This window comes from Vreelandella lionensis (genome assembly GCF_044543515.1).
GTDB classification, from domain to species: domain Bacteria; phylum Pseudomonadota; class Gammaproteobacteria; order Pseudomonadales; family Halomonadaceae; genus Vreelandella; species Vreelandella lionensis.
Window position 1 is genome coordinate 30,540 of sequence record NZ_JBITWC010000010.1, and the last position, 15,944, is coordinate 46,483.

The window sequence follows — 15,944 nt, forward strand, 5'->3', positions numbered from 1 at the left end:
ATCACCTCAGCGGCGGTTGTCAGCAACGAACTGCTGTACCGCGCTTAGCTCGGCGGGCAACACCGTGTAGCGCTCTTCACGCTCCAGCAGGTCGTCCATGTGGGTCGGCAGCGGCACGCCCTGGAAGCCCGCTTTCACCACCGCCTCGGCGAATTTCGCCGGGTGGGCGGTGGCCAGGGTGATCATCGGCGTGGAGGTATCCACACGCGCCCGCTCGGCCGCTCGGTAGCCGGTAGCCGTATGCGGATCAAGAATCTCGCCGGTACGATGATGCGCTTCCCGAATCACTTCCAGAATCGTCTCGTCATCGACGCTGTAGCTGGCGAATTTCTCGCGCAGCTTGGCCAGCGGCGCATCGGCAAGCGCAGTAGGCTCTTGCTGGAAGCGCTCAAGCAAGGCTGCCACGGCGGCACCGTCACGGTCGTAGGCATCGAACAGCAGACGCTCGAAATTGGACGACACAACGATATCCATAGAGGGTGCCAGCGTGGCCGCGAGCTCTTTCTTAGAGAAGTCGTTAGCCGCCAACGTGCGGTGCAGAATATCGTTGGCATTGGTGGCGATAATGAACTGCTTCACCGGCAGGCCCATCTTGTAGGCCATGTAGCCTGCAAAGACGTTGCCGAAGTTAGCCGAGGGCACGCAGAAGCTCACTTCCCGCTGGGGCGCACCCAAGGCCACACCTGCGGCCACGTAGTAGACGATCTGGGCCATGATGCGCGCCCAGTTGATCGAGTTCACCGCCACGAGCCGCGTGCCGTTCAAGAAGTCTTGATTGGCAAAGCTGGCTTTCACCATCGCCTGGGCATCGTCGAAGTTGCCCTCGATGGCGATGTTAAAGACGTTGTCGGCGAGCACCGAGGTCATCTGACGGCGCTGCACTTCGGAGACGCGGTTGTGGGGGTGCAGTATGAAAATATCGAGGTTGTCGCAGTGGCGGCAGCCTTCGATGGCCGCCGAGCCGGTGTCACCAGAGGTAGCCCCCATGATCACCGCACGCTCGTTGCGCTTTTTCAGGAAGTGATCCAGCAGTCGCCCCAGCAACTGCAGCGCCACGTCTTTAAACGCCAGCGTCGGGCCGTGGAACTGCTCTAACAGGAAGTGGCTGGCATCCAGCTGCTTTAACGGCAACACCGCGTCGTGGTTGAACGTGGCGTACGCCTCGGTCACCAAACGGCGGAAGGTCTCGTCGTCGATCTCACCGTTGACGAACGGCTTCATCACCCGAAAGGCGATCTCGGCGTAGGAGAGCCCGGCCATGTCGGCCAGCTCCTCTTTGGAGAACTCAGGCAGCGTTTCCGGGACGTAGAGGCCGCCGTCGCTGGCCATACCGGTAAGCACCACCTCTTCGAAAGAGAGCGCGGGCGCTTGCCCACGCGTGCTGATATAGCGCATCGGTTACTCTCCCTCGTCCAGGCTTTCTACGCGAATACGCGTGACGGGGCCTGCAATATCCGCCATGGCTTCGATCTCGCGGATCGCTTCGTTCATCTGCTTCTCTTTGGTGCGATGCGTCAGCAGAATGATCGGTACCAGCTCGCCTTCGGTGGCCTCTTTCTGAATCAGCGCTTCAATGGAGATGCCCTGCTCGGCCAGAATGGTCGCTACACGGGCCAGTACGCCGGGGCGGTCCACCGCCAGCAGGCGCAGGTAGTAGGCCGTGGTGATCTCTTCCATCGGCATAATCGGCAGCTGGCTAACATCTTCATCGATGCCGCTAAACGCCAGGTAAGGCACGCGGTAGTGGTGGTCGGTGGCGATGTCGCGCGCCACGTCCAGCAGATCCGCCACCACGGCTGACGCCGTTGGCTCGGCACCGGCACCCGCTCCGTAGTACAGCGTGGGGCCAACCGCGTCGCCCATCACCGCAATGGCGTTTTTCACACCGTGGACATTGGCCAGCAGGCGCTCTTTGGGGATCAGCGTGGGATGAACCCGCAGCTCCAGCCCTTGATCGGTGCGCTTGGAGATCCCCAGATGCTTGATGACGTAACCGAGGTTGTCGGCCTGTTCCACGTCTTCGGCGGTGATACGCGAAATGCCTTCGGTGAAGGCTTTTTCAAACTGCAGCGGCACGCCGTAAGCAATGGAAGCCAGAATGGTCAGCTTGTGGGCGGCATCGATGCCTTCCACGTCGAACGTCGGGTCGGCTTCGGCATAGCCAAGCGCCTGGGCCTCGGCCAATACGTCTTCAAAGGCACGGCCTTCGTCGCGCATGTGGGTCAGAATGAAGTTACCGGTGCCGTTGATGATACCGGCCACCCACTCGATACGGTTAGCCCCCAGGCCTTCACGCAGCGATTTGATGACGGGAATCCCCCCCGCGACGGCGGCTTCAAAGGCAACGATCACGCCCTTTTCATGGGCCGCACGGAAAATCTCGTTACCGTGAACGGCGATCAGCGCCTTGTTGGCGGTGACTACATGCTTGCCGTTGGCAATTGCGGTGAGCACCAGCTCGCGGGCAATATCGTAGCCGCCGATCAGCTCTACCAGCACATCTACGTTGGGGTTGTTCGCCACCTCGAAGACATCGGATGTCGCGTTAATGCCGGTAATGTCGCAGTCGGGATGAATACTGCGGTGGGCAACCTGCTCAATCACAATCGGGCGGCCTGCGCGGCGGCTAATATCGTCCGCGTTGCGCGTTAATACGTTGAAGGTGCCGCCACCCACAGTGCCTAACCCACAAATGCCTACTCTTACCGGTTTCAAAATACTTCCCCTTTCGTGTTGGGCACCCGCGGGTGCCGCTTCTTAAATCAGTGTCTCAGCGTGTCCGTTCGTCACTTATGTGACGTTATTCATCTTCCAAGCCTAACATGGCAACGAGCCGCTCGGGGGGTACAAATCCAGGCACCATTTGCCCATCGGGCAGGATAATAGCTGGCGTGCCTTGCACCCCTAGCGCTTGCCCCAAGGCGTACTGATCTGCCACAGGGTTGTCGCAGTTGGCTGAAGCGGCAATCGTCTGGCCCTCTTTAGCCTGATTCATCGCTTCACTGCGATTCTCCGAGCACCACACTTGCTGGAGGGTGTTAGCGGCGCCACTGCCCATACCAGCTCGTGGAAAAGCGAGGTAGTGTACCGCAATCCCACGTTCGTTGAGCTCGGGCACGGTCTCATGGAGGCGCTCACAGTAAGGGCAGGTAGGGTCGGTAAACACCACCACCGTGGCCTTAGGTTCATCGACCCCTCTAAACACCACGCGCTCGCTTTCAGGAATCGCCGCCAGCGCTGACGCGCGCTCTTGGTTGCGGGACTGCTCGGTTAGGTTCACCAGCCCATTATCCGCATTTTGGTAGAGGTCCCCTACCAAAAAGTGGCTGCCGTCTGCATTCGAATAGAACGACTCACCGCTCTCCAAGCGAACGTGATACACCCCTTCCATGGGCGTGGCACTTACCTGCTCAACTGGCATTGCCTGACCATTGACCTGTAAATTCTCAGCCAAGCGCTCGGCTACATCATCGGCGTAGGCAAAAGTAGGCAATAAACTGCCTGCTAGTACTAACAAAGGGGCGCAGGATTTCGCAACTGAGGGCATACGTTGACGCATTCTTTGATTAACCTCGCGGATGGTGTTCAGCGTGCAGTTGCTCCAGGCGCGCCTGGGCAACGTGTGTATAAATTTGCGTAGTGGATAGGTCGCTATGACCTAGCAGCAGCTGTACGACCCGCAAATTAGCCCCATGATTCAATAAATGAGTCGCGAAGGCGTGTCGCAGTGTATGTGGCGACAGCGGCCGCGATATGCCTGCGGTGATGGCGTGGGCTTTAATACGGTGCCAAAACGTCTGGCGCGTCATTGAGTTATCGCCTCGCCCAGGAAATAGTGCCGGGCGCGTAGGGTCTTGCATCAACGCTGGCCGCGCCGTTTTTAAGTACTGCGCTAGCCACTCGGCGGCTTCTTCCCCCATGGGCACCAGACGATCTTTATCCCCTTTGCCGCGCACGCGCACCACCCCCTGGCGCAAGTTGACTGCATCGCCGGTCAGGCCAACAAGCTCAGACACCCGCAGCCCGCAGGCGTAGAGCAGCTCCAGCATGGTGCGGTCACGCACGCCAAGCGGCGTGCCCACATCCGGGGCCAGCAGCAGGCGCTCAACCTCGTCTTCCTCAAGCGTATTGGGCAGGCTAGGGCGTACCTTGGGAAGCGATACATTGGCAAGCGGGTCGCTGTCTATATGTCCATAGAGCCGTGCCCAGCGATAAAAACTGCGCAGTGACGAAAGCATTCTGGCGTTGCTGCGCAGTTGGTAGCCTTGCTCGCGACGCTGCTCCATCCAAGTGCTAAAACGCGTTGGCGAGGCTGTGAGCAGCGTTTCATCATCGCGTTCAAGCTGCTGCTGCCAAGCGGTTAAATCGCGCCGATAGGCCGCTAGCGTATGGTCGCTGGCTCCCTGCTCTAACCACAGAGCATCCAGATAAGCATCAATCACGCTCATAGGCTAACGGTCTCACTGCAAGGCGACAAACAAAAACCCCGCCCCGCAAAGCGGTGACGGGGTTTTCCGTATCCGAGCGCCGTGCGCCCGTGAAAAAAGTGGCGATTAAGCCAGTTTTTCCTTGATACGCGCCGACTTACCGCTGCGCTCACGCAGGTAGTACAGTTTGGCTTGACGAACGTCACCACGACGCTTGACTTCGATAGAGTCAACCAGCGGGCTGTAGGTCTGGAAGGTACGCTCAACGCCAACACCGTGGGAGATTTTGCGTACGGTGAAAGCGGAGTTCAGGCCGCGGTTACGCTTACCGATGACCACACCTTCAAACGCCTGCAGACGCTCACGAGTACCTTCTTTTACTTTAACCTGAACGACGATGGTGTCGCCCGGTGCAAAAGCAGGAATCTCTTTGCTCATTTGCTCGGCTTCGATCGCCTGGATCACCTTGTTCTTGCTGCTCATCTTCATACTCCTAAATAACGTAATGGCTTGCCACGCAGTCGTGGAAGGGGCAAACCGTGATCCCGGCGCTCGAAGCGAGCTACGCGGGAGTCGTTATGGGTGACGCAGGTACGTAAGCTTACTACTGTATCCGTCCTGCACCGCCGCTCTGCCTACTCCGTGTTACCCAACGTAGCGGACAGAGCGTGTTCCTCGATAAACTCGTCTAGCAGCACTTGCTGCTCGGCGTTAAGGGTTCGCCCTGCTAACAGATCAGGACGACGCTGCCAGGTACGCCCCAGCGACTGCTTTAACCGCCAGCGCTTGATGGCTGCATGATTTCCGCTTAGCAGCACCTCAGGCACTTGGCGCCCATCGATGACTTCAGGACGGGTATAGTGCGGGCAGTCTAACAAGCCGTCATTAAACGAGTCTTCGATAGCGGAATCCTGGTGGCCCAGCACGCCGGGTACCAGCCTTGCCGCTGCGTCGATCAGCACCATCGCGGGCAGCTCACCGCCACTCAGCACATAGTCGCCAATCGACCATTCTTCATCGATGTCACTCTCCACCACGCGCTCGTCGATGCCTTCATAGCGCCCGGCAACCACTACAAGAGGGCCTGCCGAGGCGAGTGCTTGCACGCCCTGCTGATCTAACCGGCGCCCTTGGGGCGATAGGTAGATCACCGTCGGCGTGAGACCGGTTGCCTGCTCGGCACGTTGGCGAGCATCAAAGATAGCCGCCCGGAGGGTGTCTACCTTCATTAGCATACCGGGGCCGCCGCCATAGGGGCGATCGTCCACGCTGCGGTGGCGGTCGGTGGCATAATCCCGCGGATTCCAAAACTCTAGGGCAATGCGCTGTTTCTCTACCGCCCGACCGATCACGCCCTGCTGGGTAATCGCATCGAACATCTCAGGAAACAGCGATACCACACCAATCCACATCGCTGGTGCGTCTGTTTGGCTGCCTGCAGACTCCTCTGCTGCCACCGTTGCATCCGTCGCCGTAAGTTCGTTCAAAGCGTCTTGGCTCATCAAAACTCAGGGTCCCAGTCAACCACCATACGGCCGTCTTCCAGGCTGATCTCAACGATCACATCATCGGGCAGGAAGGGTAACAGCCGCTCGCGCTTATCGATTGCGTCGTTATCACCGCGTACCACCATGACATCGTTCGCGCCGGTTTCAAACAGGTAGCTGACCTGCCCTAACCGCTCGCCTGACTGAGTGAAGACAGTAAGGCCCTCAAGCTCATGCCAGTAATACTCATCGTCGGAAAGCTCGGGCAGTGCTTCTTTCGGCATCAGGATGTCCGCTTGCGCCAGCGCTTCGGCTGCCGTTCGGTCACCCACACCTTTCAGCTGCACGACAAGCCCTTTACCTTGCCGACTTCCCTGAACAACGGTCATACGCGTTAGGTTTTCCCCTTGGCGCACCCACCACTCAGGGTACTCTAGAATGCTGTCCATGGGGTTGGTATAGGAGTACACCTTCAGCCAACCTTTAATCCCGTGAGGGCTAGTTAGCTTACCAAGCACCACATGTGTGTCGTCAGTATGGCTAGTGTTAAAACGCGTCATTGACGACCACTCCAGCTACAACAGCATCTATTGCTATGACTTGCGACGGGCAACAGGCTTAGGCCTGCTTGCGCGCTTCTTTAACCAGCTCAGCAACACGACCAGACAGCTGGGCGCCTTGGCTCTGCCAGTGAGTAACGCGATCCAGATCAACACGCAGACGCTCTTCTTGACCACGGGCAACCGGATTGAAGAAGCCGATACGCTCGATGAAACGGCCGTCACGGGCGTTGCGAGAATCGGTAACAGTCAGGTGATAAAAGGGACGCTTTTTGGCGCCACCACGTGCCAAACGAATGGTAACCATACGATAACTATCCTTCGGTTGAGGTTACGAGAGTGGGGCATAGCGCAAACCGCTATCAGAACACTCGTCATACTGTTTTCTTGGCGCACCACCTGCTTATATAAGCCAAGGCGACACACCATCAGGACCTTCATTGGCAAGTATTGGGGCCGTGCTAACGCACATTTTGCCAACACCCACGCATGAAGAGGCCGCATTCTACGCAAATGCGCTCGGCTTGGAAAGCCTGACAGCCAGAAAACTCACAGGCCGTCAACCTTACCAAGCGCATCAGAACGCGACGACAGGTACCATTTAGCGCCAGGGTAAGCCGCCAGGACCACCCATGCCGCCCATACCACCGGGGCCACCCGGGCCGCCGCCACCCATCATGCCCGACATACCGCGCATCATTTTCTGCATGCCACCTTTCTTGCCCGCTTTCTTCATCATCTTCTGCATCTGCTTGTGCTGCTTTAGCAGGCGGTTCAAGTCAGGCACCTGCAGGCCCGCCCCCGCTGCTATGCGGCGCTTGCGCGAACCGTTAATGATGTCGGGCTTGCGGCGCTCTTTGGGCGTCATGGAGTTGATCAGCGCTTCTAGCTTGCCTAGCTCCTTCTCAGGGCCGGGGCCTTGCGCCAGTTCGGCCATTTGGCCCATACCCGGCAGCTTGCCGAGCAGGCCGCCCATGCCGCCCATTTTTTTGAGCTGCTGAAGCTGGTCGCGAAAGTCTTCCAGATCAAAGCCGTCACCTTTCTTCACCTTGCTGGCAAGCTGGGCAGCTTTGTCCTTATCGACGGTGCGCTCGGCCTCTTCGATCAGCGACAGCATGTCGCCCATGCCAAGAATTCGAGACGCGACCCGGTCGGGGTGGAAAGGCTCTAGCGCATCGACCTTTTCACCAACCCCCATAAACTTGATCGGCTTACCCGTGACATGACGGACAGACAGTGCAGCACCACCCCTTGCATCACCATCAGCCTTGGTCAGGATCACACCGGTCAAGGGCAGCGCTTCATTGAACGCCTTGGCGGTATTTACCGCATCCTGGCCAGTCATGGCATCGACGACAAACAGCGTTTCTTGGGGAGAAACCGCCTTATGCAGTGCCTGAATTTCCGCCATCATCGCTTCATCGATGGCAAGGCGGCCTGCAGTATCGACTAGCACTACGTCGTGGAACTGAATTTTAGCGTGCTTGATGGCCGCGTTGGCGATGTCGACCGGCTTCTGGTCAGAGCGGGAGGGGAAGAAGTCGACCTGAACCTCTTTCGCCAGGGTTTCAAGCTGGTCGATGGCCGCCGGACGGTAGACGTCCGCCGAGACCACCAGCACCTTTTTCTTCTCGCGCTCACGCAGATAGCGGGCCAGCTTGGCGACGGAGGTGGTTTTACCCGCCCCCTGCAAACCGGCCATCAGCACGACAGCGGGAGAGCCTTTTAGGCTAAGGCCTTCATTGGCCTCGCCCATAATCGCTTCCAGCTCTTGCTGGACGATTTTGACGAACTGCTGGCCCGGCGAGAGGCTTTTCGACACCTCTTGGCCGACCGCACGCTCGCGCACCCGCTCAATAAAGGCTTTAACTACCGGTAGCGCTACGTCTGCCTCAAGCAGCGCTTTGCGTACTTCACGTAGGGTATCTTTGATATTGTCGTCGGTTAGCCGTGCTTGGCCTTTGATCGACTTCAGCGTCTGGGAAAGACGCTCGCTCAGATTCTGAAACATGGGGCCTCTGCCTCCGTCGCTGTCGCCGGGCGTATTCACCGGACGAATGTGTCCGCGATTATACGCGCTCGCGGCCTGAGTCTCCATGGGCGTCAGCGTTGGCGCTCGATGGCTGTGCGACGCCGCCTTGATTGGTTATAGTAGGCGAGCCGATCTAGATTGACCGGAAAATACATTGAGGCGTCCTGACTGGGAGGTATTGCCACTCGGATACAGGCGCTGTTCTGACCCTATTTTTCTCAACAACGCGCTGCAAGGCGCATGGATAGCATCATGCAGGCGCTCCCGTTCGCCACGATCGCTTTTATTCTCTATGTCGCCGCTGCTATTTGGCAGGGCATGACGCTGTTTCGCCGGGTGCCTCCCCGCCAAGGCATGGTACGTCTGCTAGGCGCGCTGGGCCTGCTGTTGCATATTCCCGTGGTCGTGCAGTTGGTGGGGGAATCACCGGGGCTGCTACCCGGCTTTACCACCAGTGCCACGTTATTGATGGCGGTGGCGGTGAATGTGGTACTGGTGGCCAGCCTATTCAAGCCAGTGCTTAATGCGGGCATCGCGCTGTTTCCACTTGCTGGCATTGCCCTGATTGTGGCCACTTGGCTGCCTAGCCAGGGCAGCCATAGCGGCTTAACACCGGGTATTTTGCTGCATGCCGTGAGCTCAGCGCTGGCCTTTGCCGTGCTGGCCATTGCCGCGGTGCAGGCGGTGCTGGTGGGATTACAGAATCAGGCGCTGCGTCATCACCATATTCGCGGCATCGTCCAGTCTTTACCGCCGCTCACCACCATGGAGCGTGTGCTGTTTGAGCTGGTATGGGCGGGTATTGTGCTGCTGACCTTGTCAATTATTAGCGGCTTAATCTTCCTCGATAATCTATTTGCTCAGCATTTGGTTCATAAAACTGTTCTCTCACTGGGCGCATGGATCATTTTCACCACGCTACTGGTGGGCCGCTACCGTTTTGGCTGGCGCGGCATGCGAGCCGTGCGCTGGACCCTCGGTGGCTGCGCCCTTCTTCTGTTGGCCTACTTTGGTAGTAAATTCGTGCTGGAAATTCTGCTTAACCGCTAAGCCTGCGGGCTTAGTGGTGATCGCGTCAGTAAACGCGCGCTTGACACGCCACTGCCATGCTTCTAAAAATCGAGCTTAATACGCCATAAAGGAACTTTCGACTTGAGCGACGACTTCCCCCTGGGGTTACTGTTCGGCCTGCTAGCCTTACTCATCCTGCTGTCTGCCTTCTTCTCTAGTTCTGAAACGGGCATGATGTCGATCAACCGCTATCGACTTAGCCACCAAGCCAACAGCGGCGACCGTAGCGCCAAGCGCGTGATGCGCTTGCTTACCCGCCCCGATCGACTCATTGGCGTTATTCTGATTGGCAATAACTTCGTCAATAACTTGGCAGCCTCCATTGCCACGATTATTGCCATCCACTTTTTTGGCGATGTGTCCGGCCCGGCTATTTCCACCGCGCTGCTCACCATTACCATTCTGATTTTTGCGGAAGTGACGCCCAAAACCTACGCCGCTATTAAGCCTGAGCGCATTGCTTACCCCACCTCCTACGCCCTGGAGCCGCTGCTAAAGCTGCTTTACCCCTTGGTGTGGCTGGTCAATGTGATGTCTAACGGGCTGCTGCGACTGATTGGCGTGAAAAGCGTGGATAACGGCGGCGATAGCCTAACTCGTGACGAGCTGCGCACTGTGGTGCATGAAGCGGGCACCCTGATCCCTTACCGCCACCGAGCCATGCTGCTGTCGATTCTGGATCTTGAGAACGTGACGGTGAACGACATCATGGTGCCCCGCCACGAAGTGTTGGGCATCGACCTGGACGACTCACTGGAAGATATTCTGACCCAGATCCGCACCAGCCAGCACACACGCCTGCCGGTCTATAAGGGCGATATCAACAACATTATTGGCATGCTGCACCTGCGCAACGCGGCGCGCTTTTTATCCCGCAGCGAAGTCACTAAAGCGGCGATTGTTCAAGAGGCACGCGAGCCCTACTTCATTCCCGAATCCACACCGCTGCATACCCAGCTGCTGAATTTTCAAAAGCAGAAGCGGCGGATCGGCATCGTGGTGGATGAGTACGGCGATGTAGAGGGGCTGGTGACACTTGAGGATATTCTCGAAGAGATCGTCGGCGAGTTCACCACCGACGTTTCTGAAGATGACGAGATTCACCAGCAGGATGATGGTAGCCATGTCATTGAAGGCACGGCTAACATTCGTGAGATCAATAAGATGCTGGGGTGGCAACTGCCGACCGACGGCCCAAAGACGTTAAACGGGTTAATTCTTGAGCACTTAGAAGCTTTCCCAGAAGGTCCAGCCTGCCTGCAGATCGGCAACACACGGATGGAGATTCTGGAAATTCGCGATAACCTGATCACCTCAGCGCGCTGCTGGCAAAAGCTGCGCTTGGCCCGCCGCTAATCCTGCTGTCGCGGTTGGCAACGGGCGATCTCGCTATCGCCTGCGGCCTTCAATGCCCTAACCCGCTGCTCCAAGAAGCGCCTTAACGCCACACCCTCGACTTCATGCACTAAAATGGGCGGACCAAAGTGCAGGCTCACTGGCGCTCTAAACCGCGAGGGCCACTTCTTTAGTGCTTTGCCGCCGTAGTGGGAGGTCCACGAACCCCAGAGCCCCGCCAAGCCTGCCGGAATTACCGGCACGTTGTCTCGGGCGAGAATGGTTTCGAGCCCGCGGCGAAAGGTATGAATGTCGCCATCTGGGGTTAAGCGCCCTTCCGGAAACACCATCACGATATCGCCCTCACGCAGCGCCTTGCTCACTTCATCCAGGGTGCGCCGCAGCGCTCCCGGGCTATGGCGTTCCGATTCGATCGGAATCGCTCCGACCAGTTGAAACCACCACTTCAGCCAGCGGGATTCGAAGATGGGCTGATCCATCACAAACCGTAGCGGCCTAGGGCTTCCACCGCCCAGCACCAGCGCATCCATAAAGCTAACGTGGTTACAGACGACCAACGCAGCGCCCCGTTTGGGTACGTGCCCTTGGCCATGCACCGACAGCCGGTAGCAACTGCGCATGGCCACATAGATCACGCGGCGCAGCAAGCAGCGGGTGGTTTTGATCCCCCATGTCACGTCACCGACCCCCGGTGTCGTAACCCGGCCAGCACGGTGCTCATGAGTTGATCCAATAGCTCATCGACTTTGAGTTGCTGCCCCTGCCAGTAGCCTAGCCGCTCGTTCAAGCCAAGCTGCACCAAGCCGTGAACGCTGCCCCACAAGGTACGGCCAAGGCGGCGTGCTTCCAGGTCATCCAGCGCAGGTTGATACTGCTTTAACGATGTCTCCACCTGGGTAAACAGGGCTTCAATCAGGTCGCTCTGGCGCTGGTCCAACTCCCCTTCCTGGGCGAGCGGGTAGTCAAACAGCAGCTGCCAACGGTAGCAGTCTTGCTCCGCAAACCGCCAATAGGCGTGTGCCAGGGAACGCAGCCACGGCTCCGGGGCATCCTCAGCCAGGCTGGTAATGGTATGCTGCAAACGTGCGAGGGTTTCGACGTTGACGTGCTGCAATAAATTATTAAAGCTGCCGTATAGTTTTAGCAGCGTACTGGGCGCACAGCCCACCTCTCTGGCCAGGGCACGTAGTGATAAACCATGGACTGGCTGCTTAGCCAACCACTCATCACAAGCGTGCATGACCTGCGCGTGGAGGGCATCGGGCGCATGCTGTCTAGGACGGGCCATGGCGATCTCTTCAGGTCAACGGCAAACAGGGAAGAATGCCTCATCGCGCTTTAGCGTGAGCAAGGTATACGATAGGATACCTTACATCGAACACTGTTTTCGACACTAAAACGCGACATTTAACGTATTACTACTCCCCCTCGCCATTTTGTACCAGCGCCGCAGGCATCGCGCATTAAGGAGATCGGCATGACGGGACGCCTACACGTACAGCGCCTATCGCTCGCCCGCCTTGCGCCAGACCTAAAGAGCACCGAGCCACTCATTGAGTCGCCCAATCTAGCCCCGCGTCAACCAGTGTCGGCCTTCCGCCTTGAGCAGGGGCGCTTAACGCACACCCCTCTTTTTTGGGGGCTGACGCCGCCGTGGCTCAAAGTGCTCGACCACGCCCCCCACTGCGCGCGGGCGGAAACACTGAGCAAGCGGGCCATGTTTCACGAGGCCTTTAGCGCCCGGCGCTGCGTAATTCCGGTCAGCGGCTTTTACGTCTGGAAGCCCCAGGCCCGCAGCAAACAGCCGTTTCTGGTCACCCAGGTGAATCGCGCGCCGCTGCTGCTAGGCGCGCTATGGTGCCGTTATCACACCACGTTAACTACGTTTGCCGACTCAACGGCGCTGATCAGTGTGCCCGCCAACGCTTGCTTATCGTCGCTCACCGACCGTCTACCGGTGATCATTCCACCGGAAGCGCTGACGCAATGGTTAGACCCCAGCACTGATTTATCGTCGCTAACACCACTATTGATACCGGCACCGCTGGAACTGTTGGGCGCTTTTCCGGTATCAAAGCATGTGAATAACCCTGCCTACCAGTCACCCTCTTGCGCGCAACCCACAGGGCCAATGCTGCGCTGGACCGTGTCACAGGAGCCGTAATGTTGCCAACCATGTCTGCTATTCCGCCTCGCCTTCAGGCGCGGCGCGCCGTTTTTGGCCTAACCATCGGCCTGCTCTTGGCCCCTGCCCCTAGCCTTTGGGCGGAAGAGAGCCCGGTTGCCGAGGTCATCACACCCACGGTCAGCCCCTTCGATGATCGCGACTACCGCGTGGTAACGCTCGATAATGGCCTACAGGCGCTGCTGGTCAGCGACCCCGATGCCGACAAGGCCGCTGCTTCCATGAACGTGCGGGTCGGCAGCGCCCAGGACCCAGACGACCTGCAGGGGCTGGCGCACTTTTTGGAACATATGCTGTTCTTGGGCACCGAGCCCTATCCGCAATCGGATGCTTACCAGCAATATATTTCCGACAATGCAGGCTCCCATAACGCCTTTACTGCCCAGCAGGACACCAACTACTTTTTCGATATTGAGCCTTCAGCGCTGCCTGGCGCATTAGATCGCTTTAGCGAGTTTTTCCTCTCTCCGCTGTTTAATGTTGATCACCTAGAGAGTGAGCGCAATATCGTTCATTCCGAGTATATGGCGCGTATTCGCGATGAATCACGCCGCGAGAACGATGTGCTAAACCAGTTGCTCAACCCTGACAATCCCACTACAGGGTTTGCGGTGGGCAGCCGAGACACGCTAGCCGACCCAGAAGGCGAGGCAACGCTGCGCGAGCGAGTGATCGACTTCTACCACCGCTACTACGATGCCAACGTGATGAACTTGGCGGTGGTAGCTCCCCAACCGCTGGACGAGCTGGAAGCCCTAGTGGTGGAGCGGTTTGCCGATATTCCCGATCATGATTTGAGCGCCCCCGCCATTGATGCGCCGCTGATCGACCCCGACACGCTGCCGCGCTACGTAGAACGCCAATCGCTGCAGGATCGTCGCCAACTGCGTTTCTATTTCCCTGTTCCTGACCCTACCGACGAGTATCGCACCAAGCCAACTCAGCTCATCGCGCATTTACTGGGCGATGAGGGTGATGGCAGCTTGCTGTCGGTACTGCGTGAGTCAGGCTTGGCCGACGGGCTCTCCGCAGGTGTGGGCCGTGGCGATGGTAACGAAGCGCTGTTTACCATTTCCATCAGCCTCACTCCGGCGGGCGCCGAACGCCTGGACGATATCGAAGCGTCGCTGTTTGCCGCCATTGAGCAAATACGCGACACAGGCCTAGCCGAATGGCGCTATGACGAGCAGAAAAGCCTTAGCGAGCAGGCATTTCGCTTTCAGCAGCACGGCGCTCCCCAGCAAGAGGCAACCCGCTTAGCCATGAGCCTCTCCCGCTACCCGGTCGAGGATGTGCAGTACGCCGCGTACCGGATGGACGGCATGGACAGTGAGCGCCAGCAGCGCTACTTGGACGCGCTGACTCAGGACAACATGCTACGTTTTTACTCTGCCCCGGATGTCGAAAGCGACACCGTATCGCCGTGGTTTAACACCCAGTGGAAAGAGCAGTCGCCGACCACCACCGGTCAGGCGCTGAGCGGCTTAGCCTTACCAGAACCTAACCCCTTTATTGCCAGCGACCTCACCCTTCAGGGGGGCCAGGATGAGCAGCCTACTGCCTTGATTGAGACGCCTACGTTTACCGCTTGGCACATGCAGGACAGCCGCTTTAACACCCCAAGCGTTGAGTGGCGGGTGAGCCTGCAGCACCCCAGCGCCAGCTACTCTGCCGAGGAAGCCGTACTGACTCGCCTGCTGGCAGGTTGGCTGAACGACAGCCTTAATGAGTCGCTCTACCCCGCGTGGATCGCTGGGCAGTCATTTAGTGCTTACGCCCACGCGCGCGGTATGACGCTCTCGTTTTCCGGCTGGCGCGATGGCCAAACTCCGCTGATCGAGCAAGCCCTTGAACAGCTTCAGCAGGCGGATATCTCTACCGGTGCCTTTGAGCGGGTGCGCTATCAGCTACAGCGGGAGTGGCGCAACGCCCCTCAAGCATCACTCACCGGCCAAGCAAGCCGCGCACTAGGTGAAGCGCTACTGACGCCGCAGTGGTCCACTGCTGAACTACTGGAAGCGAGCCAGCGGCTAGAGAAGCGCCATTTAGAGAATTTCCGTCAGCGCTTCTTAGATGATTTGTACATCGACGCCATGGCGGTGGGCAACCTGAACACCGAGCAGGCGCAGGAACAGGCTAACCTGATTCGCGGTGCGCTTACGCCACGTTTGACACGCGACGACATTCCGCCGCTGACACCGCTGGAAGTCAGTAGTGAGTCGGAAATACTGCATCCTCACAGCACTCGCGAAGAGTCGCTGGTGCTGCGTTATCTGCAGGGGCGCGACACCAGCGTTGAGGAGCAGGCGCGCTTGAGCGTGCTAGCCCAGTGGCTAGACACGCCGTTCTACCAGCAGTTGCGCACTGAAGAGCAACTAGGTTATATCGTCAATGCGGGCTATTCACCGATGCTGAAAGCCCCGGGCATTGGTCTGATCGTGCAGTCGCCGGATGTGGATAGCAGCACCATTGCCGAGCGCATGGATGCCTTCATGGACGACGCGAAAACGCGCCTTAATGCGCTGAGCGATGAGGAACTTGCGGCCCATCGCCAAGCAGTTCATGACCGCCTGAACCAGCGGGACACTAGCCTGCCGAGCATGGCCAACCGCTATTGGCAGGCCACCGCCCTGGATGACGTTCGCTTTGACCGTCGCGAGCAGATCGCTGAGCTGGCGCTGGATGTCAGCGTAGAAGAGCTGCAGGCACTGTGGCCCGTGCTGCTTTCACACCAGCTCGATATTCGCTTCAATCCCGGCGACTCGCCCAGCGATATCGCGACCTACCGTGAAGCGCGCACGCCGTTCGACGCGCGCTAGCCCCATC

15 protein-coding genes are annotated in these 15,944 nt (G+C 58.4%); 4 read left to right on the forward strand and 11 right to left on the reverse strand.

The genetic code is table 11. From position 1 onward, the window contains the following. Positions 1-6 precede the first annotated feature (6 nt). The 9 genes from thrC to ffh form a co-directional block, all read right to left on the reverse strand. On the reverse strand, positions 7-1,395 hold the full coding sequence (gene thrC, locus ACIGG6_RS07995; protein ID WP_399843765.1) for a threonine synthase: 1,389 nt from the start codon (positions 1,393-1,395) through the stop codon (positions 7-9). Positions 1,396-1,398: 3 nt separating this feature from the next. After that, positions 1,399-2,715: a homoserine dehydrogenase gene (locus tag ACIGG6_RS08000; protein WP_044629618.1), complete on the reverse strand. Its 1,317-nt coding sequence runs from the start codon at positions 2,713-2,715 to the stop codon at positions 1,399-1,401. A gap of 85 nt (positions 2,716-2,800) precedes the next feature. Further along, positions 2,801-3,547 carry a DsbC family protein gene (locus ACIGG6_RS08005; protein ID WP_399843768.1) on the reverse strand — a complete coding sequence of 249 codons (747 nt, stop codon included), beginning with the start codon at positions 3,545-3,547 and terminating at the stop codon, positions 2,801-2,803. Positions 3,548-3,566: 19 nt separating this feature from the next. Beyond that, positions 3,567-4,448, reverse strand: a complete 882-nt coding sequence (gene xerD / locus ACIGG6_RS08010) for a site-specific tyrosine recombinase XerD (RefSeq protein ID WP_253501834.1) — start codon at positions 4,446-4,448, stop codon at positions 3,567-3,569. 105 nt (positions 4,449-4,553) lie between these two features. After that, entirely contained in the window at positions 4,554-4,910 is a 357-nt protein-coding gene (rplS, locus tag ACIGG6_RS08015; protein ID WP_054640811.1) for a 50S ribosomal protein L19, read from the reverse strand. A 152-nt stretch (positions 4,911-5,062) separates the two neighbouring features. Further along, the gene (gene trmD / locus ACIGG6_RS08020) at positions 5,063-5,839 is read right to left on the reverse strand and encodes a tRNA (guanosine(37)-N1)-methyltransferase TrmD (protein ID WP_399843874.1); all 777 of its coding nucleotides are present in this window, start codon (positions 5,837-5,839) and stop codon (positions 5,063-5,065) included. An 89-nt stretch (positions 5,840-5,928) separates the two neighbouring features. Beyond that, on the reverse strand, positions 5,929-6,474 hold the full coding sequence (gene rimM / locus ACIGG6_RS08025) for a ribosome maturation factor RimM (RefSeq protein WP_399843770.1): 546 nt from the start codon (positions 6,472-6,474) through the stop codon (positions 5,929-5,931). Between the two features lie 58 nt (positions 6,475-6,532). Then, positions 6,533-6,781, reverse strand: coding sequence for a 30S ribosomal protein S16 (gene rpsP, locus ACIGG6_RS08030; RefSeq protein ID WP_009098555.1), 249 nt, complete (start codon positions 6,779-6,781; stop codon positions 6,533-6,535). 294 nt (positions 6,782-7,075) lie between these two features. Next, the gene (gene ffh, locus ACIGG6_RS08035; RefSeq protein ID WP_287836540.1) at positions 7,076-8,485 is read right to left on the reverse strand and encodes a signal recognition particle protein; all 1,410 of its coding nucleotides are present in this window, start codon (positions 8,483-8,485) and stop codon (positions 7,076-7,078) included. Positions 8,486-8,758: 273 nt separating this feature from the next. On the opposite strand from ffh, the gene ACIGG6_RS08040 reads away from it, so the two are divergent. Beyond that, the gene (locus ACIGG6_RS08040) at positions 8,759-9,556 is read left to right on the forward strand and encodes a cytochrome C assembly family protein (RefSeq protein WP_062374909.1); all 798 of its coding nucleotides are present in this window, start codon (positions 8,759-8,761) and stop codon (positions 9,554-9,556) included. A 102-nt stretch (positions 9,557-9,658) separates the two neighbouring features. Next, a complete protein-coding gene (locus tag ACIGG6_RS08045; RefSeq protein ID WP_253501825.1) occupies positions 9,659-10,933 on the forward strand; it encodes an HlyC/CorC family transporter in 1,275 nt (424 codons plus the stop codon). On the opposite strand, the gene ACIGG6_RS08050 is transcribed toward ACIGG6_RS08045, so the two are convergent. Together ACIGG6_RS08050 and ACIGG6_RS08055 are read right to left on the reverse strand one after the other, a co-directional pair. Beyond that, positions 10,930-11,610, reverse strand: coding sequence for a 1-acyl-sn-glycerol-3-phosphate acyltransferase (locus ACIGG6_RS08050; protein WP_399843772.1), 681 nt, complete (start codon positions 11,608-11,610; stop codon positions 10,930-10,932). The genes ACIGG6_RS08045 and ACIGG6_RS08050 overlap by 4 nt on opposite strands. Beyond that, on the reverse strand, positions 11,607-12,221 hold the full coding sequence (locus ACIGG6_RS08055; RefSeq protein WP_399843774.1) for a TetR/AcrR family transcriptional regulator: 615 nt from the start codon (positions 12,219-12,221) through the stop codon (positions 11,607-11,609). The genes ACIGG6_RS08050 and ACIGG6_RS08055 overlap by 4 nt, the downstream gene beginning before the upstream one ends. A gap of 189 nt (positions 12,222-12,410) precedes the next feature. Between ACIGG6_RS08055 and ACIGG6_RS08060 the strand changes: the two genes are divergently transcribed. Beyond that, positions 12,411-13,097, forward strand: a complete 687-nt coding sequence (locus ACIGG6_RS08060; protein WP_399843775.1) for an SOS response-associated peptidase — start codon at positions 12,411-12,413, stop codon at positions 13,095-13,097. After that, positions 13,097-15,937, forward strand: coding sequence for an insulinase family protein (locus ACIGG6_RS08065; protein WP_399843777.1), 2,841 nt, complete (start codon positions 13,097-13,099; stop codon positions 15,935-15,937). Before ACIGG6_RS08060 ends, ACIGG6_RS08065 begins: the two co-directional genes overlap by 1 nt. Positions 15,938-15,944: the final 7 nt, after the last annotated feature.